Genomic DNA, 15932 nt, shown 5'->3' with positions numbered 1-15932 from the left:
TACTTATTATCTCGGATGATTCACTTTTATCCCCTCCATCTGCCTATGTGCCAGTTGGGGGTGCGGAATGTGGGTTTCAAGTGGGCGGACTGCAGGTAGTTTACAAGAAAAAAGAACACGATATCCAGTAGTCAAAAAAGGTAAAAAGACTCAAAAAAGTTCGAGCTCTCGACCGACTACTTCTTAAAGCGAGCCTAATTATTCATAATCGATACGTATTACTTCGCGTCAAAGACTCGCGAAGCCAATTTGCTTTTGTCCAAAGTCCAATAGTAACATGACTGCGCTGCACAAATATATCCCGCCCAAACCGCACGATATCTGCTGCATCAAAGCAAGGTTCAAATTCTGTGGTAACGTAACGTCCTTGTTGGACTAATTCTTCTTTCTCTTCGGGGGATTTAGCAGCAAACTCAAAATCATAAAGTTCATTAGACATCAGAGGTTTGGGGGCAGTTGTCCACTTGGCACCTTGCTTGAGATACTCTTTCATCAGCGATCGATAGGCACGATATTCAAAGAAGCGCGATCGCCATGCCATCGGTGCTTCAACAATCTCATTGCCGATGACAATCAAGATATCGCGGGGCATAGCTGCATAAAGACCGGATGCTTCAAAGTCTGGGGTTTTATAGGGTTGTGAGAAATCGATTGCATCGGGACGTTTTACTTTGACTCCTTCGGCTTCCAAAATATAGCAAAATTCTTCAAGTTCTTTAGATGCTGCTTGAACTAACTCTTCGGGAAAATGTTTTCCTGCATATTTGTTGAAAAAGTCTTGATATTGGGGAGGAACATCAACATCAAGACAAGGTTCGCTTGCAGGTACAGAAGCGCCTTCTATACGACCTACTATTACTTCTTTTAGTAAATCCCATTCATTATGGCTGTTAACAACTGGAAATGTTTGATCGATTGATTTCATTTACTTACTTCTGTTTTTGATGCCTTTTACTGCTTACTGCCAATTTTCACAGAAGTGTTGAACGTTGTTATCAAGCTTTACATTTAGGATTAGAGTAATCGCTTACTTACTTGAATGTCCAGATGTTTTGATAATTTTGCTACAATCTCCTGAAAAAAATAGCTTTAAATCTCATCAACAGGTTGCGGTTCCCAAACCTCCCCGTATTTATCCTTCAATTCGTGCCAGTTTTCCACCTGTCCAGGTTCGTATTCCCCCGGCTTTCCCCACTGCAAAAATGCGCTCAAAGCAGCCTCATTTTGTTCGTCCAGAAAACGAATTGCATAAGTAGTAAAATTGCCTCTTTTCGCTTCGCCAGTCTCGAACTTCACCTGTTTTATTTTATCCATATTCAGGTGAAATTCAAATATTTCAGCGTGCATATTGGCATATTTACCTTTCGGCAACTCCGCATAAAACAGCTTGTGAATTGAACCGCGCACTTCCAGCACCGCCGCGCTGCTAGTCACGATTAAACGCAGCGTTCCCAATTGTTCGCAAGCTGCCAAGAATTCTTTCAGGTTAGGCATAATTTAATTTTGGAATTGGGTATTGGGTATTGGACTTTGAGCATTAGAAGCAACAACAACTAACAATCAACCAATGACTACTGACTACTGACTACTGACTGCTGACTGTTTTTCGTGCAGTTCGTAAGCAGCGACAATCCGCTGTACTAGCGGGTGTCGCACCACATCCGCCTGAGAAAATTCGCAGAAAGCAATGCCCTCAACGTTGCGTAGAATGTTTTGGGCGACTGACAATCCCGACTGTTGGTTTGGTGGCAAATCTGTTTGAGTGATATCGCCCGTCACTACCATTCTCGATCGAAAGCCGAGACGAGTCAACACCATTTTCATTTGAGCCGGTGTCGTATTTTGAGCTTCGTCCAAAATTACGAAAGCATTGCTGAGAGTGCGCCCCCGCATATAAGCTAAAGGAGCTACTTCGATCAAGCCTCTTTCCATTAAATCGGCCATTTTTTCAGGGTCGATCATTTCTTGCAGGGCGTCGTAAAGCGGGCGCAAATATGGATCGACTTTTTGCTGCAAATCTCCCGGCAAAAACCCTAATTTTTCGCCAGCTTCCACGGCTGGCCTGGTTAAAATCAGCCGTTCGTACTGCTTGCTCAACAGCGCTTGCACGGCGAAAATAGCAGCTAGAAATGTTTTGCCAGTACCAGCGGGGCCAATGCAAAATGTCAGGTCGTGCGTGCGTACTGCTTGGACGTATTGCCGCTGCTTGAAGGTTTTGGCTCTAATTTCTTCGCCGCGGCGGGTTCTGGCGAGAACATCTCGCTGCAAGTCTTGTAAATCGCCTTGGCGGTTGGTATCCAAAGCTTGGCGCGCCGTCTGGATTTCAACTCCGGTAATATGTTTGCCGGATTTCCAATAGTCGGAGAGCGATCGCACTAATTTATGACACAATTCTACTTGACTTTTTGTGCCGGAAATCAGCAGTTCTTGCCCTCGCATTACCACGTTAGCACCGGTTTGCTTAGAGATAATTTTCAGGTTTTCTTCTTGATTACCGGCCAGCGACATTGCGCTTTGAGTGCTCGGTAACTCTATTATTAGTTTTTCATTCATGCCAACATAAGCTCCTCCAAATAAGCAATTAAAAGTTAACAACTCAACGTTCAACCAGTCACTATTTGCGAACAAAAAGACGCCCGTTACTAGGTTTTACCTAGTATTTAAAGCGTCTTTTAGATTTAGCTCCCAAATGAGTTTGGTGCTTGAGGCACAAATCAAATCTCCCTTCTATTAAGTCAGGCAATTTTAGATTTTAGATTTGAAATTTTAGATTTTAGATTAACCTGATGCCGCTGACATTTGAAATTTAAAATTTTACATTTGTGTACGATCGCAAAACCGGCAATCTCAAATCTAACGGGGCTTGTACTACAAAGTCTACAACAGGGAATCTAAAATCTAAAATTCTTTCTGGGTTCTGCAGTTAGTTAATAACCGGGAGTATTTCTGCTCGTTCTAAACGTAGGTGTGTTAGTACGGCGAGGTTGTTCTCTCGGAGTTCTGCTAGCTAAGGGACTCGGCGACGGAGGTGGCGTCCGGGGTCGGAAGTCGCCCCGCGGCTCCCGCGAGCCGCGATCCGGGCGATCGCGATCCGGGCGATCGCGATCGCCCCTGGGCGGGCCAGATCCGCGATCGCCGGCTTCACCATCGTATATATCTAAGTAGAGGGACTGACCCGCCGTCTGCGCCACCGCTTCTAGCGTAGTTCTAATTGCCTGAATGTTGCGTCCGCCCCTACCGTAAACCCGGCCTTTGTCCGGATCTTCAAAAGCAAGCCTAACCCAGACCCGCGATTGGCGGGGGTGAAGTTCGCAATCAACCCGCAAAGAGCCTGGGGTCTCTAAAAAAGGCCCAATTAAAAACTTAACCAGTCCAGCGTAGTTGGGACTAGCTGACTGTTGCTGTGCTGGATTCAACGTTGGCTCCGGCTCCGACTTGTTCAAATACATGGGCTTTTCTCAGGATGTCACGCACGGTGTCAGTTGGCTGAGCGCCTTCTTGCAGGCGCTTGACAATCGCTGGAACATCCAGCCTGGTTTCGTTATTTCTGGGGTTGTAATAGCCGAGCTCTTCTAGGGGACGGCCGTCGCGGCGGGTAGAACTGTTCATCGCTACAATCCGGTAGCTGGTCTCGCGTTTTTTCCCGTATCTCTTTAATCGCAGTTTGATCATCTTCTTGCACAATAGTCTTGTTCCAATTCTAAGCTATTTTGTCAGTGCTCCTTCCCCGAACCCCAACTCAACCCCTATTTCTTAACCTCCGACCAAAATATCGCTGCGATTTGCTGCCCCCAAGGCAGGTCTGGCGCCGTCAATGTGCGGTGTAATTGCTAGTGGCAAAATCGATGCTGTTCCCCACTGCAGCACCAATTTTTGCAAAAATATATCTTGCTGCGCTCTCAAAGAGTCCCAATCGGTGCCGCGATTAATAATTGCAAACCACACTAAACCCCGATCGTGCGTGGGTATGGCTCCAGCCAAAGCAATCACGCTGTCCAAAGTACCCGTTTTCACCACAGCCGATCGCGGAATGTGTCGGTGTTCCAAAGTTCCTTTATCGCGCCCGGACACCGGAAACAAGTCAGCAATCGTCAGCCCAGTAGTCTGAAGGTTGCGCGCGATCGCCTGCATCATCCCACAAGCCGCCCTCGGAGACATCTGATTTTCCACTCCCAATCCCGAACCGTTAACCAATTGAAGTTCCGCCGCCGGCACCCCTGCTGCCCAAGTCGCTTGCTGCTGCACTATTTGTGCCCCGCCCAAATTGTCGGCGAGGATTTGAGCTATTTCATTGTCGCTGTGGACGTTCATCTGCTTGAGAATTTCGGCTAAAGGGAGCGATCGGCGTTTCAGCAGCAAATGCCCCGAAGTCGCAAATTTCTCAGCAATGACGCTGCCGGCCACCGTTACTTGTGGCTTTCTAGTTCCCGGAGCCATCTTAGAATACATTGCCACCACGTCCTGCGACCAACTGCGACCCTCAAGAGCTTGCCGGAGTATTTCCCCCGCAACCAAAGGATCGGACTGATAATTCATGCGGAAATTGCCGGTCACCACCAAATTGCCCGCCACGCGATCGATACCCATTTGATTGAGAGCATTGCCCACCGCGATCGCCTCCTCCCACACAAACAGCGGATCGCCCCCGCCGCTGACTACCAAATCTCCCTGCAACACCCCATTCCTAATCGGCCCGGTTCCCCGGAACCGCGTTTCAAACTGATAATCCGGGCCCCAAGTTTCCAGCGACGCCAGAGAAGTTGCAATCTTAGTCAGCGAAGCCCCAGGCATCAGCACTGTCCCCTGCTGACTTACCAGCGGCACCGTTCCCGCTTGCACCCAAATTCCCTGATTCCCGTCAATCAGGTTCTTGTCCTTCAAATCTTTTAAATATTCCCGCACCGTCGCTTCTGCAGGCAAGTCTGGATTTGCCGCATCTATTCCCCCAAAAGCCAAATCTTCGGCCACCACTAACCCGGGTATCCCTCCCCGCCAAGCTAGCACTGACGCAGCATTCGGCGCGGCACTGCCTACCCCAGCCATGTCCAGCCACAGAGATAAGATTCCCGAGCTAAATAAATCCAGCATTTTTTACTCCTAAAGTCATGTAAACTATTGCATTGATTTTTTCAATTGGCAGTCAAAAATAGTAAAGTAGTGACAAAACAAGCTCTATCAGAGTAGTCGGAAATGAGAATTCTCCGATCGGGCGCGAGCGGATTTTAGTTCTTTATTCAGACTTCTGGATTCACGCTCCTGACTTCCTGGTAGAATTTTTAATGTTTCTCAAACATTGGTCAATGGGATCGACACGCGCAAGAATTGCAATAGACGCTATGGGTGGGGATCATGCCCCCGCCGAAGTTGTAGCTGGAGCGCTTAAGGCACAAGAAGAATTAGGCGTAGAGATTTTGCTCGTGGGCGACCCGCAGCAAATAGAAGACTCGCTCCGGCAACAAGACGCGATCGGCCGCGTCTCTACAGGTCAGCTAGAAATCGTTCCTTCTGAAGGAGCGGTGGAAATGCACGAAGAACCTTTGAGTGCCCTCAAACGCAAGCCCAACGCTTCGATTAACGTAGCGATGAACTTGGTAAAGCAGCAGCAAGCTGATGCTGTGGTGTCCGCCGGTCACTCCGGCGCGGCAATGGCTGCTGCCCTGCTCAGGTTGGGCCGGCTCCCCGGAATCGATCGCCCTGCGATCGGTGCGGTTTTGCCGACAATGGTACCGGGCGGCTCTGTACTCATTCTCGATGTCGGCGCTAATGTGGACTGCCGCCCCAAATTTTTGGAGCAGTTCGCTCTTATGGGAACTATTTACAGCCAGTGCGTGCTCGGCGTCACCGAACCTAAAATCGGCCTGCTCAACATTGGCGAAGAACCTTCTAAAGGCAACGACGCAGCCGTGCGAACTCACCAGTTATTGGTGGACAACCCGAACATTCCTTTTGTGGGCAATGCCGAAGGCCGCGACGTGCTGTCGGGGAACTTCGACGTGATTGTCTGCGACGGGTTTGTCGGTAACGTGTTGTTGAAGTTTGCCGAAGCGGTGGGCGAAGTTGTGGTGCAAGTGCTGAAGGAAGAATTGGCAGCCGGACTCAAAAATCAAATTAGCGCTCCCCTCCTGCAAGAAAGCCTCAAGGGGTTTAAGCAGCGGGTAGACCACGTTGAACACGGCGGCGGTTTGCTGTTGGGCGTTGCCGGAGTTTGCATTATCAGCCACGGTTCATCTCAAGCTGCCTCGATTTTTAATGCCATTCGTTTGGCGAAAGAGGCTATTGACAACCAAGTGCTGGAGCGAATTAGATCGTCCAATCGCCAAAGCGCTCTGGAACAAGAAGCTGTGAATTAGAGGCAGTAAGTAGGAATTAAAAATTAAAAATGTAAAATTAAAAATGTCAGCTTAAACCAACTGTTTTGCTTAAAATAAAGTAATTGCAGTCGTTTAAAAAATAATTTTAATTGGTAGTTTTTAATTTTTAATTTCTCGGTCGAACAGCGAGTAAATGGAGAGGAATGTTGCAGCAATCAGGGTTCGGCATTGCCGTCACGGGTAGCGGTTCTTGTACACCGCAGGTTTCGCTGGATAATAACGGTTTGAGTCAGATAGTAGAAACTTCTGACGAGTGGATTGGCGCGCGCACGGGCATTCGCTCCCGCAGGCTGGCGGACGATAGCATTTCTTTGTGCGATTTAGCGTCAGAGGCATCGCTCTCTGCGATCGCAATGGCAGGAATTTCGCCGACTGACATTGATTTGATTATTTTGGCGACATCGAGTCCTGACGATTTGTTTGGCACTGCCAGTAAAATTCAATATCAGTTGGGCGCGACAAAAGCTGTGGCCTTTGATTTGACAGCAGCTTGTTCGGGCTTTATTTTTGGTTTAGTTACAGCCTCGCAGTTCATTCGGACAGGGGTTTATCAAAATGTTTTGCTGATCGGAGCAGATATTTTATCTCGCTGGGTGAATTGGTCGGATCGGGGTACTTGCATTCTATTTGGAGACGGTGCAGGTGCGGTGGTATTGCAGGCTTCAGAAGTCGATCGCTTTTTGGGATTTGAAATTCGCAGCGACGGCACGCAAAATGCGTCTCTCAATTTGCCTTACAAAGCCGAGTCAAAAGAATTAATTGAGGGGGTCAGCGTCGGAGTTGGCGGATTTCATCCTATCACAATGAACGGTCAAGAAATTTATCGCTTTGCCGTGAAAAAAGTCCCGGAAGTCATAGAAAAAGCTATGTTTCGGGCAAATATCAGCGACGCAGAAATTGACTGGCTGCTGTTGCACCAAGCCAATCAGCGGATTCTCGATGCAGTTGCCCAAAGGCTCAAGATTCCCCCCGAAAAAGTAATGAGCAATTTGGCAAATTACGGCAATACCTCAGCGGCTTCAATTCCCCTTGCCTTAGACGAAGCCGTGCGTCAGGGTAAAGTTAAACCGGGCGATACGATTGCGGCGGCCGGTTTCGGTGCTGGTTTGACTTGGGGGGCGGCGATTTTTCAATGGGGAAGGTAATATTTGGCGGGCGGCTGTAAACTTGCCCTGCTGATTGTCGGGGGTGCGACCCTTGCAAAATACAAACCCTTGAACGCGCCATACATAGGGCAAGGTGCGCAGCCGTACACCCTCGGGACAGCAGTTCTTGACAAGCGCGCCCTGAGAAGAAAAATCCTCTATTCTTCGATCGACTTTCCCCACCTTGAAGCTTGAAAATTTTGTTACTGCTATTAATTTAATTAAAGTAGCAAAAAAAATATAAAGTTCGGAAAAAGCGCAATTATTATGTTATAATTGTGAGTCGCGAGTAGATAGTTCGTTAACCGATAGATAGCGGATACCAACCAGCGAACGAAAGAAGCGGGAAACAAAAAATTTTTGCAATCACCAATTAGCAACCACCAATTAGCAGATTACCGGAAAAATGACTAAAACAGCATGGGTATTTCCCGGACAAGGTTCCCAGGCGATAGGGATGGGTGCAGACTTATTAAACTTGCCAACAGCTAAAGCCAAATTTGAGCTAGCTAAAGAAATTTTAGGTTGGTCGGTCCCGGAAGTTTGCCAAAAAGAAGAAGCAAAACTATCTCGGACTCTCTACACTCAGCCTTGCTTGTTCGTAGTAGAAAGTATTTTGACCGACTTAATGCGAGAAAAAAGCGATCGACCAGCGGTAGTTGCCGGTCACAGTTTAGGAGAATACGTTGCCCTCTACGCAGCAGGCGTTTTTGACTTTGAAACCGGATTGCGCTTAGTCAAACGCCGCGCCGAACTCATGGACACTGCCTCCGGCGGGCAAATGGTGGCTTTGATCGGGTTCGACAGGCAGGAACTAGAACTGCAAATTCAATACAGCCGAGACGTAGTGCTGGCAAACGACAACAGCGAAGCACAAGTCGTGATTTCTGGAACACCCGCAGCAGTAGAAGATTTGCTTGCCAAAATCAAAGTCAAACGCGCCGTTAAATTGAATGTTTCCGGTGCGTTTCACTCTCCCCTGATGACATCAGTCGCGGCAGAGTTTCAACTAGCCTTAAAGTCTGCAAGATTTTCCGATGCTAAAATGCTGGTGCTCTCAAACGCAGAACCGTCAGCCACTACCAGCGCAGCCACTTTAAAGCAGCGGTTGACTCAGCAAATGACCAAAGGCGTGCGGTGGCGAGAAATTTCCCTGCAATTGCCGCAACAAGGAATCGATCGCGTAGTGGAAATTGGCCCCGGCAAAGTTCTCACGGGTTTGATCAAACGGACTTGTCCCGATTTAGCGCTGGTAAATGTTAGCAGTTTGGCAGATTTACCGGCTTAATCTATTTTTAGCCTGTTATTAAACTGCAGGTTATTAACTTTAAAGTGAATTAGCCCTAAGAGTGCCAAAAAATCAATAGCACAACAGGCAAATCCGAATATTGGCTGTTGTGCAACTTGCGGATAGACCATCGAGACAGCTAGAAAATCTCGATCGAAAATGTAGATATCGATCGACCTGACAATCAAGCATCCAGGATACAAGCCCCCGGATTCATTCCGAAAGCAGACTCAGGACTCAGAAATAAAAAACCTGTATCCGATGAAACTTGCCCCCCCAATTTATCCGTGGGGTCAATGGTTCAAATCTAAAATCTAAAATCTAAAATCTAAAATCTAAAATCTAAAATCGATTGACAGGGCGATCGACAAATCCTGATTTGACACTCCCCTGCCTGAAGGCGAGGGGATTCTAGGATCGGCCAGTCGATTTGCTCGTTGATGCTACCACCAGCGAGTAGAGATCGGTCTGTCCCCCAGCGTGAATTCCGGTGTGTCCCACCGTATTTAAATTGATTTTTGCTTGCTTGAAACCCTTTACCAAAATGTTTCTCGCGGCGTTATGGTCGCGATCTAGTACCGCTCCACAACCACAAATATGGGTTCGAGTTGATAGGGTTTTCTTGACCGGGTTGCCACAATTTGAACACTCCTGGGATGTGTATTGTGGTGGAATAGCAATTACGGTTTTGCCGTACACTTTCCCAAAATACTCCAACCATTGAGCAAATTGCGACCACGCTGCATCGCTAATTGATTTAGCAAGCTTGTGGTTTTTGACCATGTTTCGCACCTGAAGGTTTTCATAGGCTACGAAATCGCTAGATTTCACTACGCACCATGCCGTTTTTACGGCGAAGTCTTTACGCTGCCTGCTGACCTTTAGGTGCTTTCTTCCTAACTTGTTAATTGCTTTTTTTCGGTTCTTAGAACCTTTCTTTTTTTGAGAAACTCGCTTTTGCAATCTCTTCAAAGCTTTTTCGCTTTTTCTGAGATAACGGGGATTGGGAACTGTTTCGCCGTCGCTGTCAGTATAGAAGTGGTTTAACCCAACATCGATTCCGATAGCTTTACCAGTCGGAACAAATTCCTCTTTTCGCTCTACGTTGATGCAAATTTGTGCGTAGTATCCGTCGGCACGGCGTATAACTCTGATTCGTTTAATCTCGTCGGGTGCATAAAAATGCAAATCCCGACTACCGACTAATTTGAACTTCCCGGCAGCAAAGCCGTCTTTGAATGTTAGACATCTTTTGTCGGGAGAAAGCGCCCATCCTGAAGTTTTGTATTCAACAGAACGGGTATGTCTTTTAAATTGCGGATAGCCCTTTTTACCTGGTATTTTTGCTTGGCAATTAGCAAAAAAACGCTGAATAGCAAAAATGGCACGTTCGGCCGAAGCTTGACGTGCCATAGAATTAAGCTTAAGAGCCCATTCAAACTCTTTCGCCATGATGGCGCATTGTTTGTATAGGTCTACGAGTTTAATTCCTTGATTGTCTATCCAATGTCTAAGAGTTTTATTTCGGATAAATTGAGCAGTCCGAATCATGTCGTCAATGATTCGATATTGCTCTGCTTTGCCCTTCAATTTAAACTCTAATACTATCATTGCAATAGTTTACCACTTTTACATAAACTTTTATTTGCCAGCTTGTATCTTTAACGAATCTTCACAGTTTTATTAAAGCCGTCCTGTAAGGACGGGGCTTTAGACCCAATTTCTTGGTAAACTAGGGGTAAAAACCAAGCTTATCTGGTATCTATATGAAAAAAGTCCTTTACTGGTTGATGGGCGACAAGGCAGGCAGAACCATAGTAGGCGCGTGGAACTGGCTGTGGGGACTGCCAGTAGAGTCAGGCGGTCAGGTATCGGTGGCGGTGGCCGAAGAGTCACTGCGATCGATGCAAGAATCAGTGCAAAAGCTAGCAGCAGCAGTCTCCACCCAAGTTGCAGCCTACCAGCGCGCCAAAACGAAATATGAAGAAAAAGTTAGGGAAATGCAAGCCGTAGAGCGCCAAGTCATCACAGCCAAGCGCAACGGCAACGAAGAAGCAGCCCGCTTGGCAATGTCCAAACTAATTCAGACAGAACAAATTCTGCCGCAGTTAGAATCCCAAGTAAAACAAGCCGAACAGTACGTCAACGCTTCCAAAGACAAGCTAAATCGAGAACGGATGAAGCTGGAAGCCTACAAAACCGATATGCAAAATATGAAAGATATGGCAGAGATTAACGAAGCCCTCCGAGCCATATCCCAAGTCAACAACGACCTCAGTATCGATTCAGCTCGATCGCAGTTTGAGCAAGCCAAAAACGCCGTCCACGGCCGCCACCTCAAACAGCAAGCTTTAGCAGAACTATCTGAAAACCCCCAAGAAAGACTTCAGGCAGAATTAGAAAATATGAGCTTAGACGATGAAGTTAATCGCAGGCTGCAAATGTTAGACGCCTCGAACAACAAAGAACTTCCCAACTAAGGAGAATTTTATGGCTAAGAGCGGGCCTCCCCCCATAGTTTTTATTTTGTTATTTCTCTTGCTCGCCGGCGGTGGCTGGTTCTTTTTTCTCAATAAACCAGCCTCCCAGGATGCTAATAATACCCCCACTCCCACACCCGCAGGCAATGCTGTCGCACCTCCAGTCGCGCCAGTAGTCGGCGGTACTTCGCCTGTTGCAGCTAGTTCTTTTGCACTTCCAGCTTCCGTACCTGCAGGCACGGCCGTGAGAATTGACGGTTCTACCAGCATGGTGACAATCAATCAGAACCTCAAGAACGGCTTTCAAGGCAAGTTTTCCGGCACTACAGTCGATACCAAAGCGAACGGTTCTGAAAAAGGACTTCAGGATTTGGCGGCGGGAACAGCCGATATTGCAGCGGTATCGCGACCTTTGACCGATCGAGAACAAGGTCAGGGTTTGGCAGCGGTGCCTGTTGCCCTAGATACGATCGCCCTTGTAGTTGGCGCGAACAACCCCTTCAAGGGAGGTTTAACTTCCGCTCAAGTTCAAGATATCTTCAAGGGAAATGCTCAAGACTGGTCGAAAGTCGGCGGTCCGGCGGGCCCGATTAAAGTAATTAACAGACCGGCAGTTAGCGGCACTCACCAAACGTTTAAAGAACAAGTGCTCGGAGGTGGCGAGTTTGGCACGACGGCAAATATTACCAAGCTCGATCGAGATGCGACAACTCCCCTGCTGCAAGCTTTAGGCAACAACGGCATTGGCTATGCGACTTTTGCTCAAGTAGCCAATCAGAAAACGGTGCGCGTTGTTCCCGTTAACGGTGCGACGCCGGATGCGGGTAACTATCCTTACAAGCGACAGTTGTACTACGCCTACAAAAATCCTCCTAGCCAAGCAGTTAAGGATTTCTTGGGCTACGCGACTTCTTCGGAAGGACAGAAAGCTATGCTGGCAGGAAATTGAACATTTGCAAAGTTTTGACATTCAGGAATTCGCCAGCATAAATTCTGGCGCTACACAAGCTTGCGTCCGGCTGCGCGGACTGAAGAATATAGTCCGCGCAGCCGGACTTCGTTTGACAAGAAGCGGTTTCAACCGCCGAATCATCTCAAACGGACTCGATCTGATAGGCTAATATTCGATGTAATTTAAAATTTCAGGTTTTCTGTGAGCAAAAGTCGCGAACCAGTCGAAAGTTTACTTCTCTACTATTTATTCAAATGGTCAATTGTCAGCCCGATGCTGCACCTGTACTTTCGGGGCCGGATCTACGGTGCAGAAAATGTTCCGACAGAAGGGCCGCTGGTAGTAGTCAGCAATCACGCCAGCGATTTTGACCCGCCGATTTTGTCTAATTGCATGAGGCGGCCCGTCGCATTTATGGCAAAGGAAGAGTTATTTAAAGTTCCTATTTTGAAGCAGGCAATTACGCTTTACGGTGCTTATCCAGTCAAGCGGGAAAGTGCCGATCGCAGTGCAATTCGATCCGCTATCAACTCTTTGGAAAATGGCTGGGCGACGGGTGTATTTTTGCAGGGAACTCGCACGCCAGACGGCAGAATTACTCAACCGAAATTAGGTGCGGCGCTGATAGCTGCTAAGGCAAAAGCGCCGCTGTTACCTGTTAGTTTGTGGGGAACTCACGCCATTGCATCGAAAGGTTCGGGATTGCCGCGTCCGGTGCCGCTGACGGTGCGAATTGGCAAGCTAATTGAAGCGCCCGGTTCTTCGGATCGCGAGGAGTTGGAAGCGCTGACTCAAAGATGTGCGATCGAGATTAATGCCATGCACGATTTGGGTCGCTGATTTGATAACTTTTGTTGCGGTTTTTCAGGTTATATCTACAGATAGATGAATGCTGAAGATAAAAACCGAAAAATATCAATATAAGTGATTAAAAACAAGCGCAATAATTAGACTTGAATTTGAGTTTAATTTTACAGGGGATAAGAAGAAAAATATGGTAACAAGCAATCAAACCCGCGCGTTGGGATTGTTTTCTAACCGCGAAGATGCCGAGCAAGCTCTGGCAGAATTGAAATCTTCCGGGTTTCCAATGGATAAAGTTTCGGTTGTTGCTAGGGATGCAGGTGAGGCTGTAGGCGAGACTGAAACGATCGCTCAGGTGGGCGATAAAAATCTAGACACAGGATCAGGAGTTGTAGGAGAAACTCTGACAAATGCTTCTTTAGCCACCGTGCTAGTGGGTCTCGGAAGTTTAGCTATTCCCGGAATCGGGCCGATGATTGCAGCGGGGACTTTGGGCGCCTCACTGGTGGCTGGCGTAGCAAGCACTGGCGTTGCGGCTGCGGCTTTCGGTGGAGTGGTGAAGGCCTTGACTGACTTGGGAATTCCCGAAGAAACAGCTAGAATTTACACCGATCGCCTGCAAGCCGGTGATTATTTGGTAGTAGTAGATGGCACTGAGGATGATATTAGTCGGGCTCAAGGGATTTTCAGCAGTCGGGGCATTCAAAATTGGGGCGTTTTTTAAACAAGAATTGTGCACCAAGTCTATTCCTAGAGCGATGCACAAGTCACCATTGGTGAGAACAATCAGCTCAAATTTAGTACCCTACTTTTGTGTGCAAATTAGCCCATCCCTCCCCCCTAACTTAAACAGGGGGGAACCGGAAACGGTGTTTAGTCTGCCGGGAAGGGGATTGAGATTCGACTAAAACCCGTATATAGACGTGGTTTTAGTCTTAAGTTGACATTCATTGATTGCCCACCCGCTGCCTACAGGTAAATTATTGATTTTTAGGGCTCATCTTTTGATGCTGAGGCGGTGACATAAGCGACAGCTAAAGGCGAGATTTTTTCTGTAACTGCTGCGATAACTTGGCGGTCGAAGTCAGTCCAAACTCTGGGGCGATCGAACATACAAGGCTGCAAAATCCCCCACAATAAGCCGTCAGCACAAAGGTGAGCGTGAATCAAAGCTCGATGTCCGAACTCTTTTGCCTCAAAATTTTTGTTGACTACTTCAGGATTTGCTGTTTCAACATCCGCAACAAAAATCGACGGTTCAGTTCGCAAAGCTGCTGCAAACAAAGGGTCTTCTTTCCCTAAAGATTCCGGTTCTTTTTTCCATTCCGCGTCCCAAACTTCGGGATAGTTCGAGTTGCGACGCCAGCAGTAAGGTACTCTGCCCATTTGCGTTTCAGGATTGCGGAGGTAGAGAAAAACCCGATCGCAATTTAACACCTCGCCTAAAGCCGGCACCAAAGCCGAAAAAACACCATCCGGCGTTTTGGTGTCACTCAAAATTTGCTCTAGAACTTGCGGCAGAATTTTGTCGGTCATTAACTTTAGCTATTGAAGTTCATCTACTAATTTTAAACTACTCGTTCTATTCTCTTCTGCTAGGCATTGGTTGTCAGCGTCTTCCCGATGCCTAAAATCGCTATCGGAGACAAATTTTCAAACCAGAGGGAATGGAAAAAATTTAAAACTTGCTTAATCCTTCCCTGGGTTTATTGAATTCGGGCTTGGGTGAAGTTAGCACCCGTATAACCGGTTGTCAGCCAAAGAATAGCCCTCGCGCCGTCGCGAACAGCTTTTTGCATCGGTTCGGGGGTTCGCCCAGACGGAACTGCCACAGGCTTAAAGCTAATGCCTCGACTGCCGAGCACGATTTCGCCGATAATCTGAGCTCGCCGCATATGATCGTCAGAAGTGATCAGATACACGCTCTCAATCCCTTGAGCTTTCAATTCATCTACCAGGGTGGTAAAATTTGTTACTGTATCCACCGCTCTGTAGTCTAAGTGCAGGCGATCGGACTCTATTCCCGCTTCTGAAAATACCCATTGCGCGAACTCGGGATTGCTCCCAGACGACACCCAAATCGGCAATTCAGGATGATCCTGAGCAAATTTGGCGGCAAACACCTCTCGCTCCGTAGCCCCACCTAGAACTAACAAAGCTTGGGGTTTCTGAAATTCGCTCTTAACCTGCTGATAGCCAAACCAACACGCCATCAAAAGCCCTACTAGGAACCAAAAACTGCGTGAAGTCTTCAAAGGCTTGTAACGCTGCGTGTTTGAATTGATTCTTAACCACATCTAAACCTATAAAATTTTATGTAACTCACAAAGGAACCATAACAAAAAATACCGCACGTATAGCCCACTAACAGGAATTAAAAATTAAAATTTAAAAAAGGGTCGGGGGATCGTAGGATTTTAGATTTTAGATTTTAGATTTTAGATTGACTCTACGCTGGTGGTGGGGCTTAAACAGGTGATTTGAGATTTCAGATTTGAGATTTGAGATTTCAGATGGATTCTATAGAGGTTCTGCGTAAGTCCTCGTCTTCAAGCAAGTATTCCTCCTTGGGCGAATTCCTTAGCGGATATGCAAAAAAGAGGGGCAAAATTTAAGCTTTCCCCTCCTGCTTTTAATTTTTCTTGATTTTTAACGGGACTGGCCGGGTTCGAACCGGCGACCTAGCGCTTCAGATTTGTGTGAGTTTCCCCACTCTCCGGACTATACCTTCACCATATGCTTGCAGCTTTTAGGTGGTGATCGTCTAGTCTCTAAACCTTCCTGATTTCAATATAGGCGATTGTTTAATCGCGCTGAACTCAGGCTTGGCTTGGTATTGCCTTAGAGTCCTAGAAACCGACGAACTCTTTAGGTTTCACCAAATTTGACCAC

16 protein-coding genes are annotated in these 15932 nt (G+C 47.2%); 7 read left to right on the top strand and 9 right to left on the bottom strand.

All coding sequences use genetic code 11. From position 1 onward, the window contains the following. Window positions 1-202: 202 nt before the first annotated feature. The 6 genes from QUA80_RS21320 to QUA80_RS21295 all read right to left on the bottom strand — a co-directional run bounded on the left by QUA80_RS21320 (window position 203) and on the right by QUA80_RS21295 (window position 5088). Window positions 203-925 (bottom strand): hypothetical protein, encoded by a 723-nt coding sequence (locus tag QUA80_RS21320; RefSeq protein WP_333427081.1) that lies wholly within the window; start codon window positions 923-925, stop codon window positions 203-205. Between the two features lie 164 nt (window positions 926-1089). Continuing rightward, window positions 1090-1494: a ChuX/HutX family heme-like substrate-binding protein gene (locus QUA80_RS21315; protein ID WP_333427080.1), complete on the bottom strand. Its 405-nt coding sequence runs from the start codon at window positions 1492-1494 to the stop codon at window positions 1090-1092. A gap of 84 nt (window positions 1495-1578) precedes the next feature. After that, window positions 1579-2553: a PhoH family protein gene (locus QUA80_RS21310; RefSeq protein WP_333427079.1), complete on the bottom strand. Its 975-nt coding sequence runs from the start codon at window positions 2551-2553 to the stop codon at window positions 1579-1581. Window positions 2554-2927: 374 nt separating this feature from the next. Then, complete coding sequence (locus QUA80_RS21305; protein WP_333085049.1) at window positions 2928-3416, bottom strand: KH domain-containing protein; 489 nt, start codon at window positions 3414-3416, stop codon at window positions 2928-2930. Further along, window positions 3388-3672 carry a 30S ribosomal protein S16 gene (rpsP, locus tag QUA80_RS21300; RefSeq protein WP_006633724.1) on the bottom strand — a complete coding sequence of 95 codons (285 nt, stop codon included), beginning with the start codon at window positions 3670-3672 and terminating at the stop codon, window positions 3388-3390. Before rpsP ends, QUA80_RS21305 begins: the two co-directional genes overlap by 29 nt. Window positions 3673-3753: 81 nt before the next feature. Next, window positions 3754-5088 (bottom strand): D-alanyl-D-alanine carboxypeptidase, encoded by a 1335-nt coding sequence (locus QUA80_RS21295; protein ID WP_333427078.1) that lies wholly within the window; start codon window positions 5086-5088, stop codon window positions 3754-3756. A gap of 212 nt (window positions 5089-5300) precedes the next feature. Here QUA80_RS21295 and plsX point away from each other — a divergent pair, with 212 nt between their 5' ends. From plsX to fabD, 3 genes are all read left to right on the top strand, one after another. Then, window positions 5301-6350: a phosphate acyltransferase PlsX gene (gene plsX / locus QUA80_RS21290; protein ID WP_333427077.1), complete on the top strand. Its 1050-nt coding sequence runs from the start codon at window positions 5301-5303 to the stop codon at window positions 6348-6350. A 164-nt stretch (window positions 6351-6514) separates the two neighbouring features. Beyond that, window positions 6515-7516 carry a beta-ketoacyl-ACP synthase III gene (locus tag QUA80_RS21285; RefSeq protein WP_333427076.1) on the top strand — a complete coding sequence of 334 codons (1002 nt, stop codon included), beginning with the start codon at window positions 6515-6517 and terminating at the stop codon, window positions 7514-7516. Window positions 7517-7922: 406 nt separating this feature from the next. Then, a complete protein-coding gene (gene fabD / locus QUA80_RS21280) occupies window positions 7923-8804 on the top strand; it encodes an ACP S-malonyltransferase (protein ID WP_333427075.1) in 882 nt (293 codons plus the stop codon). Between the two features lie 411 nt (window positions 8805-9215). Here the strand turns inward: fabD and QUA80_RS21275 are convergent, their stop codons facing one another. Further along, entirely contained in the window at window positions 9216-10415 is a 1200-nt protein-coding gene (locus QUA80_RS21275; RefSeq protein ID WP_333427074.1) for a transposase, read from the bottom strand. Between the two features lie 155 nt (window positions 10416-10570). Between QUA80_RS21275 and QUA80_RS21270 the strand changes: the two genes are divergently transcribed. From QUA80_RS21270 to QUA80_RS21255, 4 genes are all read left to right on the top strand, one after another. Then, on the top strand, window positions 10571-11284 hold the full coding sequence (locus QUA80_RS21270) for a PspA/IM30 family protein (RefSeq protein ID WP_333427073.1): 714 nt from the start codon (window positions 10571-10573) through the stop codon (window positions 11282-11284). A 10-nt stretch (window positions 11285-11294) separates the two neighbouring features. Beyond that, window positions 11295-12233 carry a phosphate ABC transporter substrate-binding protein gene (locus QUA80_RS21265; RefSeq protein WP_333427072.1) on the top strand — a complete coding sequence of 313 codons (939 nt, stop codon included), beginning with the start codon at window positions 11295-11297 and terminating at the stop codon, window positions 12231-12233. 204 nt (window positions 12234-12437) lie between these two features. Next, window positions 12438-13076, top strand: a complete 639-nt coding sequence (locus tag QUA80_RS21260; protein WP_333427071.1) for a lysophospholipid acyltransferase family protein — start codon at window positions 12438-12440, stop codon at window positions 13074-13076. 154 nt (window positions 13077-13230) lie between these two features. Further along, a complete protein-coding gene (locus tag QUA80_RS21255; RefSeq protein ID WP_333427070.1) occupies window positions 13231-13764 on the top strand; it encodes a hypothetical protein in 534 nt (177 codons plus the stop codon). Window positions 13765-14030: 266 nt separating this feature from the next. Here QUA80_RS21255 and QUA80_RS21250 read toward each other — a convergent pair whose 3' ends face one another. After that, on the bottom strand, window positions 14031-14576 hold the full coding sequence (locus tag QUA80_RS21250; protein WP_333427069.1) for a GAF domain-containing protein: 546 nt from the start codon (window positions 14574-14576) through the stop codon (window positions 14031-14033). 170 nt (window positions 14577-14746) lie between these two features. Beyond that, window positions 14747-15337, bottom strand: coding sequence for a YdcF family protein (locus tag QUA80_RS21245; RefSeq protein ID WP_333427068.1), 591 nt, complete (start codon window positions 15335-15337; stop codon window positions 14747-14749). Window positions 15338-15932 lie beyond the last annotated feature (595 nt).

The sequence above is a fragment of the Microcoleus sp. F4-D5 genome, assembly GCF_036704885.1.
Lineage (GTDB): Bacteria > Cyanobacteriota > Cyanobacteriia > Cyanobacteriales > Microcoleaceae > Microcoleus.
The sequence above is the reverse complement of the archived record's forward strand: the minus strand, read 5'-3'. Positions and strand labels throughout refer to the sequence as shown.